The organism is Nocardia sp. NPDC050717, from assembly GCF_040654275.1.
Lineage (GTDB): Bacteria > Actinomycetota > Actinomycetes > Mycobacteriales > Mycobacteriaceae > Nocardia.
Genome location: NZ_JBFAHR010000007.1, coordinates 58,824 through 75,553 on the forward strand (window position 1 = coordinate 58,824; position 16,730 = coordinate 75,553).

Annotated in this window: 19 protein-coding genes; 13 read left to right on the forward strand and 6 right to left on the reverse strand. The window is 69.5% G+C overall.

Annotated elements, in window-relative coordinates; translation table 11 throughout:
• Positions 1 to 54: 54 nt before the first annotated feature.
• Positions 55 to 606 (reverse strand): TetR/AcrR family transcriptional regulator, encoded by a 552-nt coding sequence (locus AB0H56_RS16075; protein ID WP_357163091.1) that lies wholly within the window; start codon positions 604 to 606, stop codon positions 55 to 57.
• A gap of 73 nt (positions 607 to 679) precedes the next feature.
• Between AB0H56_RS16075 and AB0H56_RS16080 the strand changes: the two genes are divergently transcribed.
• Positions 680 to 1,885: an FAD-dependent monooxygenase gene (locus tag AB0H56_RS16080; RefSeq protein ID WP_357163094.1), complete on the forward strand. Its 1,206-nt coding sequence runs from the start codon at positions 680 to 682 to the stop codon at positions 1,883 to 1,885.
• Positions 1,886 to 1,960: 75 nt separating this feature from the next.
• Here AB0H56_RS16080 and AB0H56_RS16085 read toward each other — a convergent pair whose 3' ends face one another.
• Positions 1,961 to 2,842, reverse strand: a complete 882-nt coding sequence (locus tag AB0H56_RS16085) for a LysR family transcriptional regulator (RefSeq protein ID WP_232998849.1) — start codon at positions 2,840 to 2,842, stop codon at positions 1,961 to 1,963.
• Positions 2,843 to 3,041: 199 nt separating this feature from the next.
• On the opposite strand from AB0H56_RS16085, the gene AB0H56_RS16090 reads away from it, so the two are divergent.
• The 5 genes from AB0H56_RS16090 to AB0H56_RS16110 are packed head-to-tail and all read left to right on the forward strand — an operon-like array spanning position 3,042 to position 7,876.
• Entirely contained in the window at positions 3,042 to 4,484 is a 1,443-nt protein-coding gene (locus tag AB0H56_RS16090) for a form I ribulose bisphosphate carboxylase large subunit (RefSeq protein ID WP_357163098.1), read from the forward strand.
• Between the two features lie 8 nt (positions 4,485 to 4,492).
• Positions 4,493 to 4,915, forward strand: coding sequence for a ribulose bisphosphate carboxylase small subunit (locus tag AB0H56_RS16095; RefSeq protein ID WP_357163100.1), 423 nt, complete (start codon positions 4,493 to 4,495; stop codon positions 4,913 to 4,915).
• Positions 4,905 to 5,915, forward strand: a complete 1,011-nt coding sequence (locus AB0H56_RS16100; RefSeq protein ID WP_357163103.1) for an AAA family ATPase — start codon at positions 4,905 to 4,907, stop codon at positions 5,913 to 5,915. The genes AB0H56_RS16095 and AB0H56_RS16100 overlap by 11 nt, the downstream gene beginning before the upstream one ends.
• The gene (locus AB0H56_RS16105; protein ID WP_357163106.1) at positions 5,900 to 6,988 is read left to right on the forward strand and encodes a class 1 fructose-bisphosphatase; all 1,089 of its coding nucleotides are present in this window, start codon (positions 5,900 to 5,902) and stop codon (positions 6,986 to 6,988) included. The genes AB0H56_RS16100 and AB0H56_RS16105 overlap by 16 nt, the downstream gene beginning before the upstream one ends.
• Before the next feature lie 9 nt (positions 6,989 to 6,997).
• Positions 6,998 to 7,876, forward strand: coding sequence for a phosphoribulokinase (locus AB0H56_RS16110; protein ID WP_357163109.1), 879 nt, complete (start codon positions 6,998 to 7,000; stop codon positions 7,874 to 7,876).
• On the opposite strand, the gene AB0H56_RS16115 is transcribed toward AB0H56_RS16110, so the two are convergent.
• Together AB0H56_RS16115 and AB0H56_RS16120 are read right to left on the reverse strand one after the other, a co-directional pair.
• Positions 7,877 to 8,230, reverse strand: a complete 354-nt coding sequence (locus AB0H56_RS16115; protein ID WP_110039931.1) for a PLD nuclease N-terminal domain-containing protein — start codon at positions 8,228 to 8,230, stop codon at positions 7,877 to 7,879. It lies immediately after the preceding gene.
• A gap of 7 nt (positions 8,231 to 8,237) precedes the next feature.
• Positions 8,238 to 9,275: a hypothetical protein gene (locus AB0H56_RS16120; RefSeq protein ID WP_357163112.1), complete on the reverse strand. Its 1,038-nt coding sequence runs from the start codon at positions 9,273 to 9,275 to the stop codon at positions 8,238 to 8,240.
• Between the two features lie 115 nt (positions 9,276 to 9,390).
• On the opposite strand from AB0H56_RS16120, the gene AB0H56_RS16125 reads away from it, so the two are divergent.
• On the forward strand, positions 9,391 to 10,002 hold the full coding sequence (locus tag AB0H56_RS16125) for a TetR/AcrR family transcriptional regulator (RefSeq protein WP_357163115.1): 612 nt from the start codon (positions 9,391 to 9,393) through the stop codon (positions 10,000 to 10,002).
• On the opposite strand, the gene dinB is transcribed toward AB0H56_RS16125, so the two are convergent.
• On the reverse strand, positions 9,988 to 11,223 hold the full coding sequence (dinB, locus tag AB0H56_RS16130) for a DNA polymerase IV (protein ID WP_357163118.1): 1,236 nt from the start codon (positions 11,221 to 11,223) through the stop codon (positions 9,988 to 9,990). The genes AB0H56_RS16125 and dinB overlap by 15 nt on opposite strands.
• 134 nt (positions 11,224 to 11,357) lie before the next feature.
• Between dinB and AB0H56_RS16135 the strand changes: the two genes are divergently transcribed.
• Genes AB0H56_RS16135 through AB0H56_RS16155 form a run of 5 tightly spaced genes read left to right on the forward strand, consistent with a single transcriptional unit; the run spans position 11,358 to position 14,980 of the window.
• On the forward strand, positions 11,358 to 12,470 hold the full coding sequence (locus AB0H56_RS16135; RefSeq protein WP_357163121.1) for a winged helix DNA-binding domain-containing protein: 1,113 nt from the start codon (positions 11,358 to 11,360) through the stop codon (positions 12,468 to 12,470).
• A 31-nt stretch (positions 12,471 to 12,501) separates the two neighbouring features.
• Positions 12,502 to 13,581, forward strand: coding sequence for a dihydrodipicolinate reductase (locus AB0H56_RS16140; protein WP_357163123.1), 1,080 nt, complete (start codon positions 12,502 to 12,504; stop codon positions 13,579 to 13,581).
• Positions 13,578 to 14,057: a carboxymuconolactone decarboxylase family protein gene (locus AB0H56_RS16145; protein ID WP_280220428.1), complete on the forward strand. Its 480-nt coding sequence runs from the start codon at positions 13,578 to 13,580 to the stop codon at positions 14,055 to 14,057. Before AB0H56_RS16140 ends, AB0H56_RS16145 begins: the two co-directional genes overlap by 4 nt.
• A gap of 18 nt (positions 14,058 to 14,075) precedes the next feature.
• A complete protein-coding gene (locus AB0H56_RS16150; RefSeq protein WP_357163126.1) occupies positions 14,076 to 14,489 on the forward strand; it encodes an NUDIX domain-containing protein in 414 nt (137 codons plus the stop codon).
• Positions 14,486 to 14,980, forward strand: a complete 495-nt coding sequence (locus AB0H56_RS16155) for a hypothetical protein (protein ID WP_357163129.1) — start codon at positions 14,486 to 14,488, stop codon at positions 14,978 to 14,980. The genes AB0H56_RS16150 and AB0H56_RS16155 overlap by 4 nt, the downstream gene beginning before the upstream one ends.
• A gap of 7 nt (positions 14,981 to 14,987) precedes the next feature.
• Here the strand turns inward: AB0H56_RS16155 and AB0H56_RS16160 are convergent, their stop codons facing one another.
• Positions 14,988 to 16,067, reverse strand: coding sequence for an epoxide hydrolase family protein (locus AB0H56_RS16160; RefSeq protein WP_357163132.1), 1,080 nt, complete (start codon positions 16,065 to 16,067; stop codon positions 14,988 to 14,990).
• A gap of 114 nt (positions 16,068 to 16,181) precedes the next feature.
• Between AB0H56_RS16160 and AB0H56_RS16165 the strand changes: the two genes are divergently transcribed.
• Positions 16,182 to 16,661, forward strand: a complete 480-nt coding sequence (locus AB0H56_RS16165) for a MarR family winged helix-turn-helix transcriptional regulator (protein ID WP_357163135.1) — start codon at positions 16,182 to 16,184, stop codon at positions 16,659 to 16,661.
• Positions 16,662 to 16,730 lie beyond the last annotated feature (69 nt).

A 16,730-nucleotide genomic window follows, 5' to 3' on the forward strand; every position in this document is an offset into this window, starting at 1 on the left:
CGTTGCGGCGGATGGGGCTCCGCGCCAGCGGATTCGACGCGGCGACCGCCGAACTCACGCGGTGTCGCCGGTGATTCGACGCAGCGATCCGGCGAGATCCTTTCCGCTGGGGGCACTGGCGGGGTCGATGAGATATTGGGCCGCGAGGCCGGTGAGCAGTGCTTGATAGAGGGCGCCCGAGCCGCGGGTGTCGTTCTCGTCGACGCCGTCGAAGAGCGCGGCCAGGCCGGCCCGGGCCTCCTCGAGGTTGCCGGCGAGCTGGGCGCGCACGTCGGGGTGGGCGAGAGCCTCGAAGGTGGCCGACCACAGGCCGTGGTGCGTGGCGACGGTGGCCAGCGCGGCGTCCCATCGGTCGGCGAAGCGCTGCCACGGATCGGTGGAACTGTCGGGTACCCGCGCGAGCGCCGCGGCGAGTTCGGCGCCCCATTCGCGAGTGGCCTCGGCCAGCGCCTCGGTCAGCAGTGCCTCTTTGGTGCCGAAGTGATAACCGATCGCCGCCATGCTCACGCCGGCCGCGGCGGCGATGTCGCGCACCGTGGTCCGCGCGTAGCCCTTGTCGAACAGGCAGGCTCGTGCGCCCGTCAACAGATCCTCGCGATTTCCCATGGGCTCAGGGTAGCGCAAACGACTGAGACATCTGTCTTGCGCAAATGCCCAAATCGGTTGTACGGTTCTGTGCATGCGGCAGCTGAGCAACCGAAACGTCCTGATCTCGGGCGCGAGCATCGCCGGGCCCGCAGTGGCCTTCTGGCTGCGGCGCTACGGGTTCGAGGTGACGATCGTGGAGAAGGCGCCCACCGTGCGCGAGGGCGGAGAGGCCATCGACGTGCTCGGCACCGCCACCGAGCTGGTCCGGCGCATGGGCCTGCTCGACCGGGTGCACGAACTGAGCACCGGCAAGCGCGGCACCTCCTACGTCGACGCCTCCGGCAGGCCGCGTGCCAGCATCTCGAGTGAAATGTTCAACGGCGTCGGCGCGGACGGGGACACCGAGATCCAGCGCGGTGACCTGGCGCTGGTGCTGTACGAGGCCACCCGCGGCGATGTCGAGTACCTGTTCGGCGACTCCATCGCCGCGCTGGACCAGGACGAGAACGGGGTGCGGGTGCGCTTCGAACACTCCGAGCCGCGCACCTTCGATCTGGTGATCGGCGCGGACGGGGCGCACTCCCACACGCGCGCCCTGGTCTTCGGTCCGGAGGCGGAGTTCGCCCGGCACATGGGTTACTACATCTCCACCTACACCGTCCCGAACTTCCTCGGACTCGATCACTGGGAGCAGGACTACAACACCCCGGGCAAGATCGCCGGGGTTTACAGCGCCCGTGAGAACCGTGCGGCGAAAGCGACCTTCACCTGGGCCTCCGACCCGATCGACCACGACTACCGCGATGTCGCCCAGCAGAAGAAGATCCTCGCCGAGACATTCGCCGGGCAGGGCTGGCAGGTGCCGCGCCTGCTCGCCCATCTCGACGAGGCGCCCGACTTCTACTTCGACGCCATGGTCCAGATCCACATGAGCTCCTGGTCAACGGGCCGCGTGACGCTCGTCGGCGACGCGGGCTACTGTGCCTCTCCGCTGTCGGGGCAGGGCGCGAACCTCTCGCTCGTCGGCGCCTACACGCTGGCCGGCGAATTGGCAGCTGCGGCAGGTGAGTACACCGCGGCGTTCGCCGCCTACGAGCGGCGGCTGCGGCCCATGGTCGACGCCTGCCAGAAGTTCGCCGAAGGGACCGGCGCCTGGTACGCCCCGGCGAGCAACGCCATGATCCGCTTCCGCAACCTCAACGTGCGGCTGTTGCCCTATCTGCCCTGGCGAGGGCTGATCGGCGGGGCGCCCCAGAAGGTGGCTCGCACCCTCCCCGTCAAGGACTACGCGGCCTGACGGCACGCGCCGGTCCGGTGGAACTCGCGTGCGGCGCTCGACGCGGCGGGAGACGCCGCTCTGGTCGATATCGGGTCAGGGACCGATGGCGGCATGGAAGGCGTCGGTGCCGGTTTCGAGGGGGTCGATGAGATGGGCGAGGAACAGGCGGGTGGCCGGGGTGGGGGTGGGGGTGGTGACGGCGTGCCAGGCGCGGTCGAGGGGGGTGCCGGGGACGTCGAGGGTGCGCAACGCGCCCGAGTCGAGGTGTTCGCCGACGGCGTCGGAGTGGATGAGGGTGATGCCGAGGCCCTCGCGGGCCGCGGCGATGACAGCGCCGTGGGAACCCAGCGTGAGGGTGGGTGGGTCGATCTGGAGCCGATCGATGAGCGCGAGGGTGGCCTCCCTGGTGCCTGAGCCGTTGCCGCGCAGTAGCCAGGTGGTGTGGCGCGGATCGTGCGCGTCGTGGGTACCGACCACGACGAGGGTGCTCGGGCGACGTGCCTGGATCACCAGGTTGGCCTCGTGCGGCGGGCGGCCCGCGATCACGAGATCGGTTTCGTGGTGCTGCAATTCGAGGAACAGCACGTCGCGCGGCTGGATCGACAGGCTCAGCTCCACATCGGGATAGCGCTGCCGGAACGAGGCCAGCGGCCGCAGCACCACCGATTCACCGGCGGTGGCGACGACACCGATCCGCAGCCTGCCCGCCTCGGCCTGGCGGACCGCGGCGTGCGCCTCCTTCATGAGACCGAGGATCCCCCGGCAGTATTCGGCGTAGACCCGGCCCGCCTCGGTCAGGGCGATCCCGCGACCGGAGCGGGTGATCAGTTTGGCGCCGAGCTGCTTCTCGACGTGGGCGACCGCGGCCGACACCGCCGCCTCGGTGACGTGTAGCTGGGCGGCTGCCCGGCGGATACTGCCGAGCCGGGCCACCGCGAGGAACGTCTCCATCCGCCCCGCACTCACCCTGCCCATTACCCGACGGTAGCAAACTCAACGTTTCGGTTGAGCTTTCCCAGAAACATTCACATTGTTTGTGGGGGTTCCCGCCCCCATCCTGTAATTCATCAAGGCGCACACCGGATTCCACCGCCGGAGAGGTCAGGGCCCGGAGGCGGCAGCATGCGTAACCACGTAGGGCCCCTGATCCGGCGAATCAGATACAGGAGGAACCATGGCGGAAGAAACCGAACGGGATCGTTGGGATCCGGGTGTTCAGTCCTACGCGTCGATGGGATATTACGCACCCGACTATGTGCCGTCGGAGACCGATGTGCTCGCGGTGTTCCGGGTGACCCCGCAGCGCGGTGTCGACCCGATCGAGGCCGCGGCGGCCGTGGCGGGTGAATCCTCCACTGCCACTTGGACTGTCGTCTGGACCGACCGGCTCACCGCGCACTCGAAGTATCAGGCCAAGTGTTACCGGATCGACGAGGTGCCGGGCCGGGCGGGCGAGTACTTCGCCTACATCGCCTACGATCTGGATCTTTTCGAGGAGGGGTCGATCACCAACCTCACCTCCTCGATCATCGGAAATGTCTTCGGTTTCAAACCGCTGCTCGCCCTGCGGCTCGAGGACATGCGTATTCCGGTGGCCTATGTCAAGACCTTCCAGGGCCCGCCGCACGGCACGGTGATGGAACGCGAATATCTCAACAAATACGGCAGGCCGCTGCTGGGCGCGACGGTGAAACCGAAACTCGGGCTCTCGGCCCGGAATTACGGCCGGGTGATCTACGAGGCCTGCAAGGGCGGCCTGGACTTCACCAAGGACGACGAGAACATCAACTCCCAGCCGTTCATGCGCTGGCGCGACCGGTACCTGTTCGCGATGGAGGGCGTGAACCGGGCGATGGCCGAGACCGGCGAGATCAAGGGCCACTACCTCAATGTGACCGCCGCGAGCATGGAGGACATGTACGAGCGGGCCCAGTTCGCCAAGGAACTGGGCTCGGTGGTCATCATGATGGACCTGACCGTCGGGTACACCGCGATGCAGTCGATGTCGAAGTGGGCGCGGCGCAACGGTGTCCTGCTGCACCTGCACCGCGCGGGGCATTCGACCTTCACCCGGCAGAAGACCCACGGCGTGAGTTTCCGGGTGCTGGCGAAATGGTGCAGGCTGATCGGGGTCGACCATCTGCACGCGGGCACCGTGGTGGGCAAATTGGAAGGCGATCCGGCGACCACCCGCGGTTTCTACGACACGCTGCGCGAGAACCACATTCCGACCGAGCTCGGCAACGGCATCTTCTTCGACCAGGACTGGGCGAGCCTGCCCGGGGTGATGCCGGTGGCCTCGGGCGGTATCCACGCCGGGCAGATGCATCAGCTGCTGGATCTGTTCGGTGACGACGTGATCCTGCAGTTCGGCGGCGGCACCATCGGCCATCCCCTCGGGATCGCGGCGGGCGCCGAAGCGAACCGGGTGGCGCTGGAAGCGGTGGTCAAGGCCCGCAACGAAGGGCGCGACCTGCTGAAGGAGGGGCCCGACGTGCTGCGCACGGCCGCCTCGACCTGCCGTTCGCTCGAAGTCGCGCTGTCGACCTGGGGCGATGTCACCTTCGATTACACCTCCACCGACGCACCCGACGCGGTGCCGACGCCGAGTCTGTAGGGAGCATCATGTATCTGCGCCAGGGAACCTTCTCCTACCTGCCCGAACTCACCGACGACGAGATCGCGGCGCAGGTGCGCTACGCGCTGCTCAACAACTGGCCGGTCTCGATCGAGTACACCGACGATCCGCATCCGCGCAACACCTACTGGGAGATGTGGGGGCTGCCGCTGTTCGATCTGGACGAACCCGACGGGGTGCTCGCCGAGATCAACGCCTGCCGGGCGACGTTCCCGCGCCACTACGTGCGGGTAACGGCCTATGACGCCACCTACACGAAACAGACGACGGCACTGAGCTTCCTGGTGCAGCGTCCGGCCGAGGAGCCCGGCTTCGAGCTCACGCGCTCCGAGGCCGCCGATCGACGCCAGGTCTACAGCGTCCGCTCGTATGCGACGGGCCGTCCGCAGGGACAACGGTATGGCGGCTGAGGGGTCCGCGGGCGGATTCCGGTTGGCGCGGCCGGGCGTCGGTGACGCCCGGCCGTCGCGGCCGCAGCAGGAGACGGCCGAAGAACCGCCGCTCGGCGAGGACGCGCTGCTGGATCTGTCCGAGGACCTGGCCGGACACGATGTGGCCGCGACCTTGTCGGCCCTCGACGCGGAACTGATCGGGCTGGCGAATGTCAAGGATCGGGTCCGCGAGATCGCGGCGTTGCTGATGATCGACCGGGCCCGGCGCCGGTTCGGGTTGGCCTCGTCGCGCCCGACGATGCACATGAGTTTCACCGGCGGTCCCGGCACCGGCAAGACGACGGTGGCGTTGCGGATGGCGCAGATGCTGCACGCGCTGGGCTACATCCGGAAACCGAAGGTGCACACGGTGACCCGCGACGATCTGGTCGGGCAGTTCATCGGGCACACCGCGCCCAAGACGAAGGAGGCCATCGCCAAGGCCGCGGGCGGGGTGCTGTTCATCGACGAGGCCTACTACCTGTTCCGGCCGGAGAACGAACGCGACTACGGGCAGGAGGTGATCGAGATCCTGCTGCAGGAGATGGAGAACGAACGCGCGAACCTGGTGGTCATCTTCGCCGGCTACCCGGACCGGATGGATCGCTTCTTCTCCGCGAACCCCGGCTTGTCCTCCCGCGTCGCCCACCATCTCGAGTTCGCCGACTACACCCACGAGGAGTTGCTGGGGATCGCCGAGGTGATGGTGGCGGGGGAGAACTTCCGCTTCGACGCGGCGGCGCGCGCCGCCTTCGCCGAATACCTGACGGCCCGGATGACCCGCCCGCGGTTCTCCAACGCGCGCAGTGTGCGCAACGCCATCGATCGGTGCCGGTTGCGGCAGGCCAAGCGACTGGTGGAGGCGGGGCGGCCGCTGTCGAAGACGGATCTGATCACGCTGTGTGATCGGGATGTCTACGGCAGCAGCGTCTTCGACGAGGCCCCGGTGGAGGTGGCGCCGCAATGCCGAACAGCGTGAAGACGCTCACCCGGTACACCATCGAGGAGGAGCACAGGCATCCCGGCTCGTCGGGCGAGTTCTCGGCGCTGGTGAACGTGGTGGCCACGGCGACGAAGATCATCGCCAATCAGGTGACGCGGGGCGCGATCCTCGGCCAGAGCGGTCCGGAGGAGCCGATGTCGGTGAGCAGACGGCTGGACGTGCTGACCGACGAGATCATGGTGGCCCAGACGCAGTGGACCGGGCATCTGTCGGGGCTGTTGTCCGAGCAGCGGGCGACGGCGCTGGCGGTGCCGTCGACCGAGCGGCGCGGCAAGTACCTGCTGGCCTTCGACGCGCTCGACGGGTCGAGCAATATCGACGTGAATCTGCCGGTCGGTTCGATATTCAGCATTCTGCGTGCCCCGCAGGAGGTCCTCGACGGTACGGCCGAACCCGGCGACGAGGACTTCCTGCAGCCGGGTGTGCGGCAGGTGTGCGCCGGGTTCACGCTCTACGGCCCGGCGACGATGCTGGTGCTCACCACCGGCAGCGGCGTGGACGGGTTCACCCTGGACCGGGAGATCGGCGCGTTCGTGCTGACCCACCCGGGCATGCGGATCCCCGAGGACACCTCGGGTTTCGCGATCAACGCCGCCAACGAGCGCTTCTGGGAGCGGCCGGTGCGCCGCTACGTGCACGAATGCCTGGAGGGGGTGGACGGGCCGCGCGGCCGCGATTTCAACATGCGGTGGGTGGCCTCGCTGGTGGCCGACACCTTCCACATCCTCACCAGGGGCGGAATGTATCTGTACCCGCGCGACACCCGCAATCCGGCACGGCCGGGGCGGGTGTCGCTGCTCTACGGCGCGAATCCGATCGCGTTCATCGTGGAGCAGGCCGGGGGCGCGGCCAGCACCGGCCACGACCGGGTGATGGCGGTGCCGCCGGCGGAGGTCCATCAGCGGGTGCCGTTCATCTTCGGCTCACGCAACGAGGTGCTGCGGGTGGAGCGCTATCACCGGGAGCCCGACGCGGGACCGAGTTTCGACAGCTCGCTGTTCGGGACGCGCTCGCTCTTCCGTCCGGCCAAGCACGACCAGCGCACCTAGGAGACGCCCATGTCGGTCAAGCATCCCGTTGTCGCGATCACCGGGTCCTCCGGTGCCGGCACGACCAGTGTCACCCGGACCTTCGAGGACATCTTCCGGAGGGAGGGCATCAGCGCGGTGGTGGTGGAGGGGGACTCGTTCCATCGTTTCGACCGCGCGGAGATGAAGATCGCGATGGCCGAGGCCGAGCAGCAACGCAATACGACGTTCTCCCATTTCGGGGAGGACGCGAATCTGCTCCCGGAACTGGAGACGCTGTTCCGGGAGTACGGCGAATCCGGTGTCGGGCAGGTCCGCAGGTACCTGCACGACGACGAGGAGGCCAAGCCCTACGGGCAGCCGGCGGGCACGTTCACCCCGTGGGAGGATCTCGCGCCGGGCAGCGACCTGCTGTTCTACGAGGGACTGCACGGCGCGGCGGTGACCGATTCGGTGAACGTGGCGCGCTACACCGATCTGCTGGTCGGGGTGGTGCCGATCATCAACCTCGAATGGATCCAGAAGGTGTACCGCGACAAGACCCATCGCGGTTACTCCAGTGAGGCGGTGATCGACACCATCCTGCGCCGCATGCCCGACTACGTGAAATACATCTGCCCGCAGTTCTCGCGGACGTATGTGAACTTCCAGCGGGTGCCGACCGTGGACACCTCGAATCCGTTCATCGCGCGCAGCATTCCGACCGCGGACGAGAGTTTCGTGGTGATCCGGTTCGCCGATCCCAAGGTGATCGACTTCCCGTATCTGCTGTCGATGCTGCACGATTCGTTCATGTCGCGCCCGAACTGCATCGTGGTGCCGGGCGGGAAGATGGAACTGGCGATGCAGTTGATCTTCACGCCACTGATCCTGCGGCTGATGGACAAGCGGCCCAAACGGTTCGTCTGATCAGGCCTGGTCCTCGTCGCGTTCGGCCTGCTGCCTGCGGGCCTCGCGACGCTGCTGTTCGGCGCGCTCGCGCAGACCGCGCAGGAACGCCTCGTCGTCGTCGGGATTGGACGCGACCGCGCGGCCCGGCCGGTCGTATTCGCTGTAGCGGGTGGTGGCTGGGCGACGTTCGGGACCGACCGGCCGCCCGGCGAACAGCCACAGCAGGGCCCCGACCGTGGGCACCAGCACGACCACGAGAATCCAGCCCATCTTCGGCAGATGGCGGATCCCGTCATCGGGGCTGGTGATGATGTCGACGAGGCAGTACACCCACAGGGCGAGGGTCAAGAAGCCGAGGACGGCGTAAGGCATTGGCCGACTATCCCATGCGCGCGGCGGCCCGCGCATCCCGGTAATGCTCGGCGACGGCGGGGAAGGCGGCCTTGGGTTCCCAGTTCATCGTGGGATAGGCGGTGCCGGTGCGGCCGTCGAGGACCTTGACGATGCCGTAGCTGGCGAGGTCGAGGTCGTCGAGCGGGTCGCCGTCGGGGCGGTGGGGCATGTCGTAGAGGGCGAACAGGAACACGAACGCGGTGTCGATGCCCGCGTCCTCGAACAGGTCGAGCAGTTCGCGCACGTAGGTCGCCTGGCCTTCCTCGTCGCGGGTGTGGGTGGCGGTGAGGCGGATCGGGCCCGGGTTGTATTCGACGATGTCGAGGCCGTTGGCGCCGACGTCACCCGCGCCCCGGAAGGTGGCCGCGCCGAATTCGGTGACGGCCACCGGTTTTCCCTGCGTGACGAGCGCGCGGACGCCGTCGGCGAAGCGGTCGGCGACGGCCGCTGAGCGGTACAGGTCGACCGAGATCAGGTCGAACAGCGTCCAGTCCACACGTTCGAGGGGAACCGACGCGTAGGTGAGCCGGCCGGTGAATCGTTGCCGGACCGCCGGGACGGTCGCGTGGAAGAAGGCGTTGAGCCGTTCACTCGCCCGGGCCACGCGCTCGGGCAGCGTGTCGGTGTCGGTGAGCGAGGCGACGCGTTCGGTGACGGTGTCACCGGGCAGGAATCCGCCGGTCATCAGGCTGAGCTCGGCGCCGATGACCAGGACGACCTCGGCGCCGCGGCGGCGCAGCCGTTCGGCCCGCTCGGCGCAGTCGAGCAGGAACGCGCGCATCTGGTCGGTGTCCTGTTCCAGCGGGTACGGCGAGAACCACACCTCGAGACCGAGGTCCGCGGCATGGGTCGCGGCGAGTTCGAGGCGGTCGGCGTCGCCGCCGACGATCCGGACGGCGGTGCAGTGCAGGTCGTCGCGGATGATCCGCAGTTCCGCGCGGACGACGTCGGGGTCGAAATGTGGTCGGGAGGAGAGGCCGTCACGGAGGAACCCGGTGTCATAGGTGATGCCTGTGGCGCGCATGGTGCTGCCCTTTCGGAACGAATTTAAGGTACGACAAGTACCCTAATGGTTGCATCAGCTGCCGACAAGGCACTGCTGTTTGGGTACGATGCTGCGGAATCGAAGGAGGTCGTCCGTGGCGGAAACAGAGAAGCCGACGCGTCGCCGTGGCGCCGAACTCGAGGACGCGATCCTGCGCGCGGCCGCCGACGAACTCTGCGACGGCGGTTACGCCGGGCTCACCATGGACAAGGTGGCCCAGCGCGCGGGGACCAACAAGAACGCGATCTACCGGCGCTGGCCCCATCGGCTCGCCCTCGGCATCGCCGCCTACCGGCGCCTGGCCACCGCCGTCGACGTACCCGACACCGGCGACCTGCGCACCGACGCCCTCGAACTGCTGCGGCGGGCGAATCAACACTGGAGTTCGGCACTCGGTGCGATCATGCGCGAACTGCTCGCCGCGGCCGGTGGCGCCGCCGAACTGCTCGCCCAGCTGCCCGAACAGTCCGTCGACGCGACCGCGGCCACCTGGCTCACGGTGCTCGGACGGGCCGTGGCGCGCGGCGAGGCGGCACCGGAATGCCTGCGGCCCCGGGTCGCGACCGTGGCGATCGTGCTGTTGCGCAACGAGTTCGTGCTGCGCGGCGTACCGACCGCGCCCGACGACGTGCTCGTCGAGATCGTCGACGAGGTGTTCCTGCCGCTGGTGCGCAGCAGCGGGGCGAGGTCCTCAGTCGGGAAGTAGCGGTACCGACAGGCCCTCGCCCTTTTTCAGCAGCGCCGCCCTGGTGACGGCGGCCGATCCGAAGCGGCGGCGCAGGTCGTCCAGCGTGGCGTCGAGCGTGTTCTCCGCGCGGGGTTCCAGCGGAAGGGTCAGCTGCATGGTGTCGGAGTCGTCGAGGTTGGTCAGCGACAGGCCGATCAGGGTGATGCCGCGTTCGTCGATCAACGGCTGGGCGGCGGCGAGCAACTCGCGCGCGGCCCGGCGCAGCGTCGCGGTGGCATCGGTCGCCTCGACGAGGGTGTGTGAGCGGGTGGCGCGGGTGAAGTCGTCGAAGCGTAAGCGCAGGATGACCGTGCGGCAGACCCGGTCGGCGGCGCGCAGCCTGCGGCCGAGGCGGTCGGTGAGTCCGTCGAGGTAGGCGGCGATCTCGTCGGGTTCGCGCCGCCTGCGGCCGAGCGCGCGCTGGGCGCCGATCGAGCGGCGGCGCCGGCCCGTCTCGACCCGGCGCGGGTCACGCGCCCAGGACAGGGCGAACAGGTGCCGGGCCGCGCCGGGGCCGAGGATGGCGCGCAGGTGGGGTTCGCCGAGCTCGGCGAGCTGGCCGACCCGGGTGATGCCGTGGGTGCGCAGCGTGGCGGCGGTGACCGCGCCGACGCCCCACAGGCGTTCGACCGGCAGCGGGTGCAGGAAATCGAGTTCGCCGCCGGGCTCGACGAGCCGCAGCCCGTCGGGCTTGGCGACCGCGGAGGCCACTTTGGCCAGGAACTTGGTGCGGGCGATGCCGACCGAGATCGGGAGTCCGACCTTCGCGCTGACCTCGGTGCGCAGCGTGCGCGCGATGTCGATCGGTTCGCCCCGGATGCGGCGCAGGCCGCCGACGTCGAGGAAGGCCTCGTCGATGGAGATCCCCTCCACGAGCGGGGTGGTGTCGTGGAAGATCGCGAACACCGCTTTGCTGGCTTCGGCGTAGGCCGCCATGCGTGGCGGCACGACCACCGCGTGCGGGCACAACCGCAGCGCCTGCCCCGCGTTCATCGGGGTGCGGATGCCGAAGGCCTTGGCCTCGTAGCTGGCGGCCAGCACCACGCCACCGCCGACGATCACCGGCTTGCCGCGCAGCCACGGCTGGTCGCGTTGCTCCACGGAGGCGTAGAAGGAATCCAGATCGGCGTGCAGGATCGACGCCTCGGCGCGGGTCTGGATGCGCGGGCGCCGCGCTGCGACGGAATCGGACACGAACATATGTTCGCATCGGGGTGTGACAGAAAAGATTGCCTCACGATTGCCGCGGATCGACTCCCCCTGGTCGCAGCGCGCGCTGTCGGTGGGCTCTGATGTGATGTACGGCGTCCCTACGGTGAAAGAGGTTGCTGCGCATGGTGAGTGTCGAGTGGGATCAGGTGTTCGCGTGGCGGCTGGCCCGCCAGTTCCTCACCGATCCGTCGAACGGCTCGGCCACCGACATCGCCGAGCGCTCGGCCGGAATCCAGGCGCAGGTGGCCTCGGCGGCCGAGACGGCGGTGGCCGTGCGCAGCCGGGTCGCCCGCCCGAACGCGGTGGCCGAGGCACTGGACTCGGGCGGCCTGGTGAAGACCTGGGCCATGCGCGGCACGCTGCACGCCATGCCGCCCGCGCAGGCCGCGGCCGCGCTCGCGCTCATCGGCTCGGCGCGGACCTGGGAGAAACCCGCGTGGCGCAAGACCTTCGGCGCCACCCCCGACGAGGTGGCCGCCCTGGTCGAGGTGGTGTCGAGCATCCTCGGTGACCAGGTGCTCACCCGCGCCGAGCTCGTCGAGGCGGTGCTGGCCGAACCGGGTTTCGCCCATCTCGCCGACCAGCTGCGCTCCGGCTGGGGCGCGGTGCTCAAACCGCTGGCCTGGCAGGGCGCGCTGTGCCACGGTCCGATGCGCGGCACCAAGGTCACCTTCACCGCCCCCGGCCACCTGATCCCCGGCTGGACGGGAATCCCCGAGCCCGACGTCGCGGCGCCCACGCTGATCAAGGCCTACCTCGGTGCCTACGGCCCGGCGACACCGGAAGCGTTCGACACCTGGCTCAGCCGCAACAATCTGCGCAAGACCGTGGTGCGCGGATGGTTCGCCGAGCTGGGCGCGGAACTGACGCAGGTCGATGTCGAGGGCAGGACCGGATGGATCCCGGCCGAGTTCGCCGACGACCTCGCCGCGGCGAGCCTCGACGGCGCGGTCCACCTGCTCGGCCCGTTCGATCAGTACGTCCTCGGCCCCGGCACCGGTGACACCGCGCTGCTGCCGCCCGAGCATCGGGCGAAGGTGAGCAGGACCGCGGGCTGGATCTCACCGCTGGTCGTGGTCGGCGGGCGCATCGCCGGGACCTGGGAACGCGTCGACGACGCGATCGTGCTCGCGCTCTTCGACGGCGCCGCCGTGCCGAGGCGGGCGCTCGCCGCGGCCGTGGACCGGCTGGGTTCCGCGCTCGGTGCGACCGCGCTGACCGTCCGAAACGCCTGACACCAAACCAAGCACTTGTTAGGCTCGCGCGATGATCCCCACGATCGTCTGGGGCACCGGCAATGTCGGCCGCGCGGCCATCCGTGCCGTGGCCGCCCACCCGGCGCTGGAACTCACGGGGGTGCTCGTGCACAACCCCGACAAGATCGGCCGTGACGCGGGCACGCTCGCCGGTCTAGACACCGAACTGGGCGTGGCCGCGTCCGCCGACATCGACGCCGTGCTCACCGCCGGGCCGCGCGCCGTCGTGTACGCGGCCTCCGGTGACATCCGCCCCGACGACGCGCTCGCCGACATCGTGCGTGCCGTGCGCGCGGGCGCCGTCGTCGTCACCCCGGCCCTCTACCCGCTCTACGATCCGGTCGGCGCGCCCGCCGAACTGCGCGAGCCGGTGCTGGCCGCGATCGCCGAGGGCGGTGGGTCGCTGTTCGTCTCCGGCGTCGATCCCGGCTGGGGCAACGATGTGCTGCCGCTGTTGATGAGCGGGCTGGCGAGCACCCTCGACGTGGTGCGCTGCCAGGAGATCTTCGACTACTCCACCTACGACCAACCGGACTCGGTGCGCTATCTGGTCGGCATGGGACAGCCGATGGACTATCAACCGCCGATGCTGCTGCCGTCCGTGCCGACCATGGTGTGGGGCGGGCAGATTCGGCTCATGGCCAGGGCGCTGGGCGTGGAACTCGACGAGATCCGCGAGACGCTGGACCGGCGTGCACTCGATGCGACCGTGCAGACCGTGCAGATGGGCGAGTTCGCGGCGGGCACCCAGGGCGCGGTGCGGTTCGAGGTGCAGGGCATCGTCGAGGGCGAGCCGCGCATCGTCATCGAACACGTCACCCGCATCCACCCGAGCTGCGCGCCGGACTGGCCGACACCGCCGGACGGCGTCGGCGCGCACCGGGTGATCATCGAGGGCACGCCGCGCATCGAGGTGAGCGTGGAGGCCTCCGACGAAGGCGGCAACCGGTCGGCGGGCGGAAACGCCACGGCGGTGGGCCGATTGGTGAACGCGATCGACTGGCTGGTCGCGGCCGAACCCGGCCTCTACGACGCGCTCGACGTGCCGCTGCGGCCCGCGGTCGGCAAACTCGGAAGGAAGACCCCATGATCATCGACATTCCCGAGGGCAAGGACCCGATCGGCTACGTGTGGGGCGAGATGGTCCCCGGCATCGGCGTCGCCGCCGCCGCGTTCTCGCTCTCGGTCTACGAGCACTCGACCCTGGGTCTGCGCGAGTTCGAGGCCGCGCGGCTGCGGATCGCGCAGATCAACGGGTGCCTGTTCTGTCAGGACTGGCGCACCGAACGCGACGGGCAGAAGGTGGAGGCCGAATTCGCCGAGGCCGTGACGAACTGGCGCACCACCGATCGCTTCGACGAGCGCGCCCGGCTCGCCGCCGAGTACGCCGAACGCTACGCCACCGACCATCACAACCTCGACGACGCGTTCTGGGCCAGGATGTTCGAGCACTACTCCCAGGCCGAGGTGGTCGAACTGAGCATGAGCATCGGCTCGTGGCTGGCGTTCGGCAGGCTCAACCGCGTGCTCGGACTGGACACCGTCTGCGTCCTGCCGGGGCACTGACGGGCGTAGGCTGCGGCCGTGGTGGACTCTTCGGTACAGCAGCTGATCGACACCGTCGCCTGGGTTCTGATCGAGGACGGGCGCATCCTCTGCGGGCGCCCGCGCGGCAAGGACGTGTACTTCATTCCCGGCGGCAAACGGGAGGGCGCCGAGACCGACCTGCAGACGCTGGTGCGTGAGGTCGCCGAGGAGCTGACGGTCGAGCTCGACGCCGACACCGCCGTGCACGTGGGCACCTACGAGGCGGCGGTGGCCGACGGGCACGCGACGGTGGTCCGGATGGCCTGCTACACCGCCGAGTACCGGGGCGTGCTCACCGCCAGCAGCGAGATCGACGCGCTGGCCTGGTTCGGGTACCGGGACCGCGATCTCGTGCCGCCGGTGGACCAGTTGCTCTTCGACGATCTCGCCGCGGCGGGCTTGTTACGGTGACCGGCGGCGGGCTCGCGCGCACGGTCGCCTACGCGCTGCTGGCGCTGCCGCTGGCCTTCGCGCCGGCGCGGACCCGGTTGCGGGTACCGCGGCGGCTGTTGCGGGAGCCCGTGGCCGCGCGGCGGATCGGTACCGGTCGCTGCGTGGCGCACTCGGTGCTGTCGGCCGGTCCGGGTGTCGTGGCCTGGTTCCTGCTGATGCTGACCGTATTGGGGCTGGTGCGTGGGCTGCTGTACCCGCTGGTCGCCGCGAACGACTACGAGAATTCCTGGGGCGGGCCGACATTGGTGGGCGCGTGGGCGGTGCACGCGGCGGTGAGCCTGCTGGTGGCGCCGCTGTTCGTCGGGGTGATCGCCGCGCTCGGTCGGGTGCAGTTGCGGGTGACCCAGGCCGTCTTCGGTGGCGAGAGCCCGTGGTGGGTGTTGCCGGCCGCCGTGGCTCTCACCGCGGCGGGCGCACTGTTCTTCGTGTCGTGGGTGCAGCAGATCTGAGCACGGTTCAGGACCTGGCCAGGAAGAACTCGCGGATGTCGGCGGCCAGCAGGTCGGGCACCTCCATCGCGGCGAAGTGCCCGCCACGGTCGAATTCCGACCAGTGCCGGATGTCGTAGCGCCGTTCGGCCAGTGGGCGCACGGATTGGGTGATGTCGTGCGGGAACACCGCCACGCCGAGTGGGACGGGGCAGGTCGTGGCGCCACGTGGGGTGTCGCGGTGCAGCCGGGCCGAGGACGCCGCGGTGGCGGTGAACCAGTACAGCGAGACATCGGTGAGCAAGCGGTCGTCGTCGACGGGGGTGCGCGGGTCGGTCCACTGTGCGAATCGCTCGGCGATCCAGGCCAATTGGCCGACCGGGGAGTCGGTGAGGGCGTAGCCGAGGGTCTGCGGGGTGGTGGCCTGCAGCGCCTGGTAGGGCGGGCGGTCGGCCATCAGCCGGCGCACGGTGTCGAGCCGGGCCAGGTCGGTCGGGGACAGGTCGAGCTCGGCGCCGGGGTCGGGGCGGGTCGGCAGGTAGTTGACGTGCACGCCGACGACGTGACCGGGCGCGTGGGCGCCGAGCGCGATCGAGATGCCCGCGCCGAAATCGCCGCCCTGGGCGCCGTAGCGGTCGTAGCCGAGGCGGCGCATCAGTTCGGCCCAGGCGCGGGCGACGCGCTCGACGTCCCAGCCTCGTTCGTGGGTGGGCCCGGAGAAGCCGTAGCCGGGGATCGACGGGATCACCAGGTGGAACTCACGCGACAGCGGCGCGATGACGTCGAGGAATTCCAGGAACGAGCCGGGCCAGCCGTGGGTGAGGATCAGGGCGCGCGCGTGCGGGTCGGCGGAGCGGACGTGGACGAAATGGATGGTCTGGCCGTCGATCTCGGTGGTGAAGTGCGGAAGTTCGTTGAGGCGGGCCTCGTGTGCGCGCCAGTCGTAGCCGTCGCGCCAGTGCTCGGCGAGTTGTCGCAGCCGGGTGAGGGGGAAGCCGTAGTCCCAGCCCGCGTCGGCGACTTCGTTGGGCCATCGGGTGCGTGCCAGGCGGTCGCGCAGGTCGTCGAGGTCGGCCTGGGGGATGTGGATGCGGAGGGGGTCGATCATGGTCGTCTCCTGCCGGTTCGTTCGAGCGGTAAACGTTTGGCTGGCAAATGTTTGCATGACCTACGATATCAACGGTTCGTTGGCTAGTCCAACGATCGAGGTAGACTCCCGGACATGGCGAAGCCCCCCGCGTCGACACGGCCCAGTTGGGAGACCCTGCCCAGCTGGCTGCTCACCCAGACCGCCCACCACGCCCATCGCCTCGTCAGCGACGGCTTCGCGGCCGTCGGTGGCCGCGGCTACCACTACCGTGTGCTCGCGACCCTGGCCGAATTCGGTCCCGCCAGCCAGGCCGGCGTCGGGCGTCGCAGCGGCATCCATGTCAGCGACCTCGTGGCCACCATCAACGAACTCGCCGAACGGGACCTGGTCGAACGCGCGCCCGACCCGACCGACCGGCGCCGCAACGTCATCTCCCTGACCACCGCGGGCCGGCGTCAGCTGCGCCGCCTCGAACAGCGACTCGCCGCCGCCCAGGACGAACTGCTGGCACCGCTCGCCCCGGCCGACCGCGAACGGCTGACCGGGCTCTTGTCGACGCTGCTGGCCCACCACGACCAGCTCACCGACGGCGCCCCCGACGCGCGGCGCTGAGCCATCGGCACGCCGGGTACGGCGTGGCAGCGGCGGGTCGGGCTGTGAAGTACACCAACGTGTGCGCGA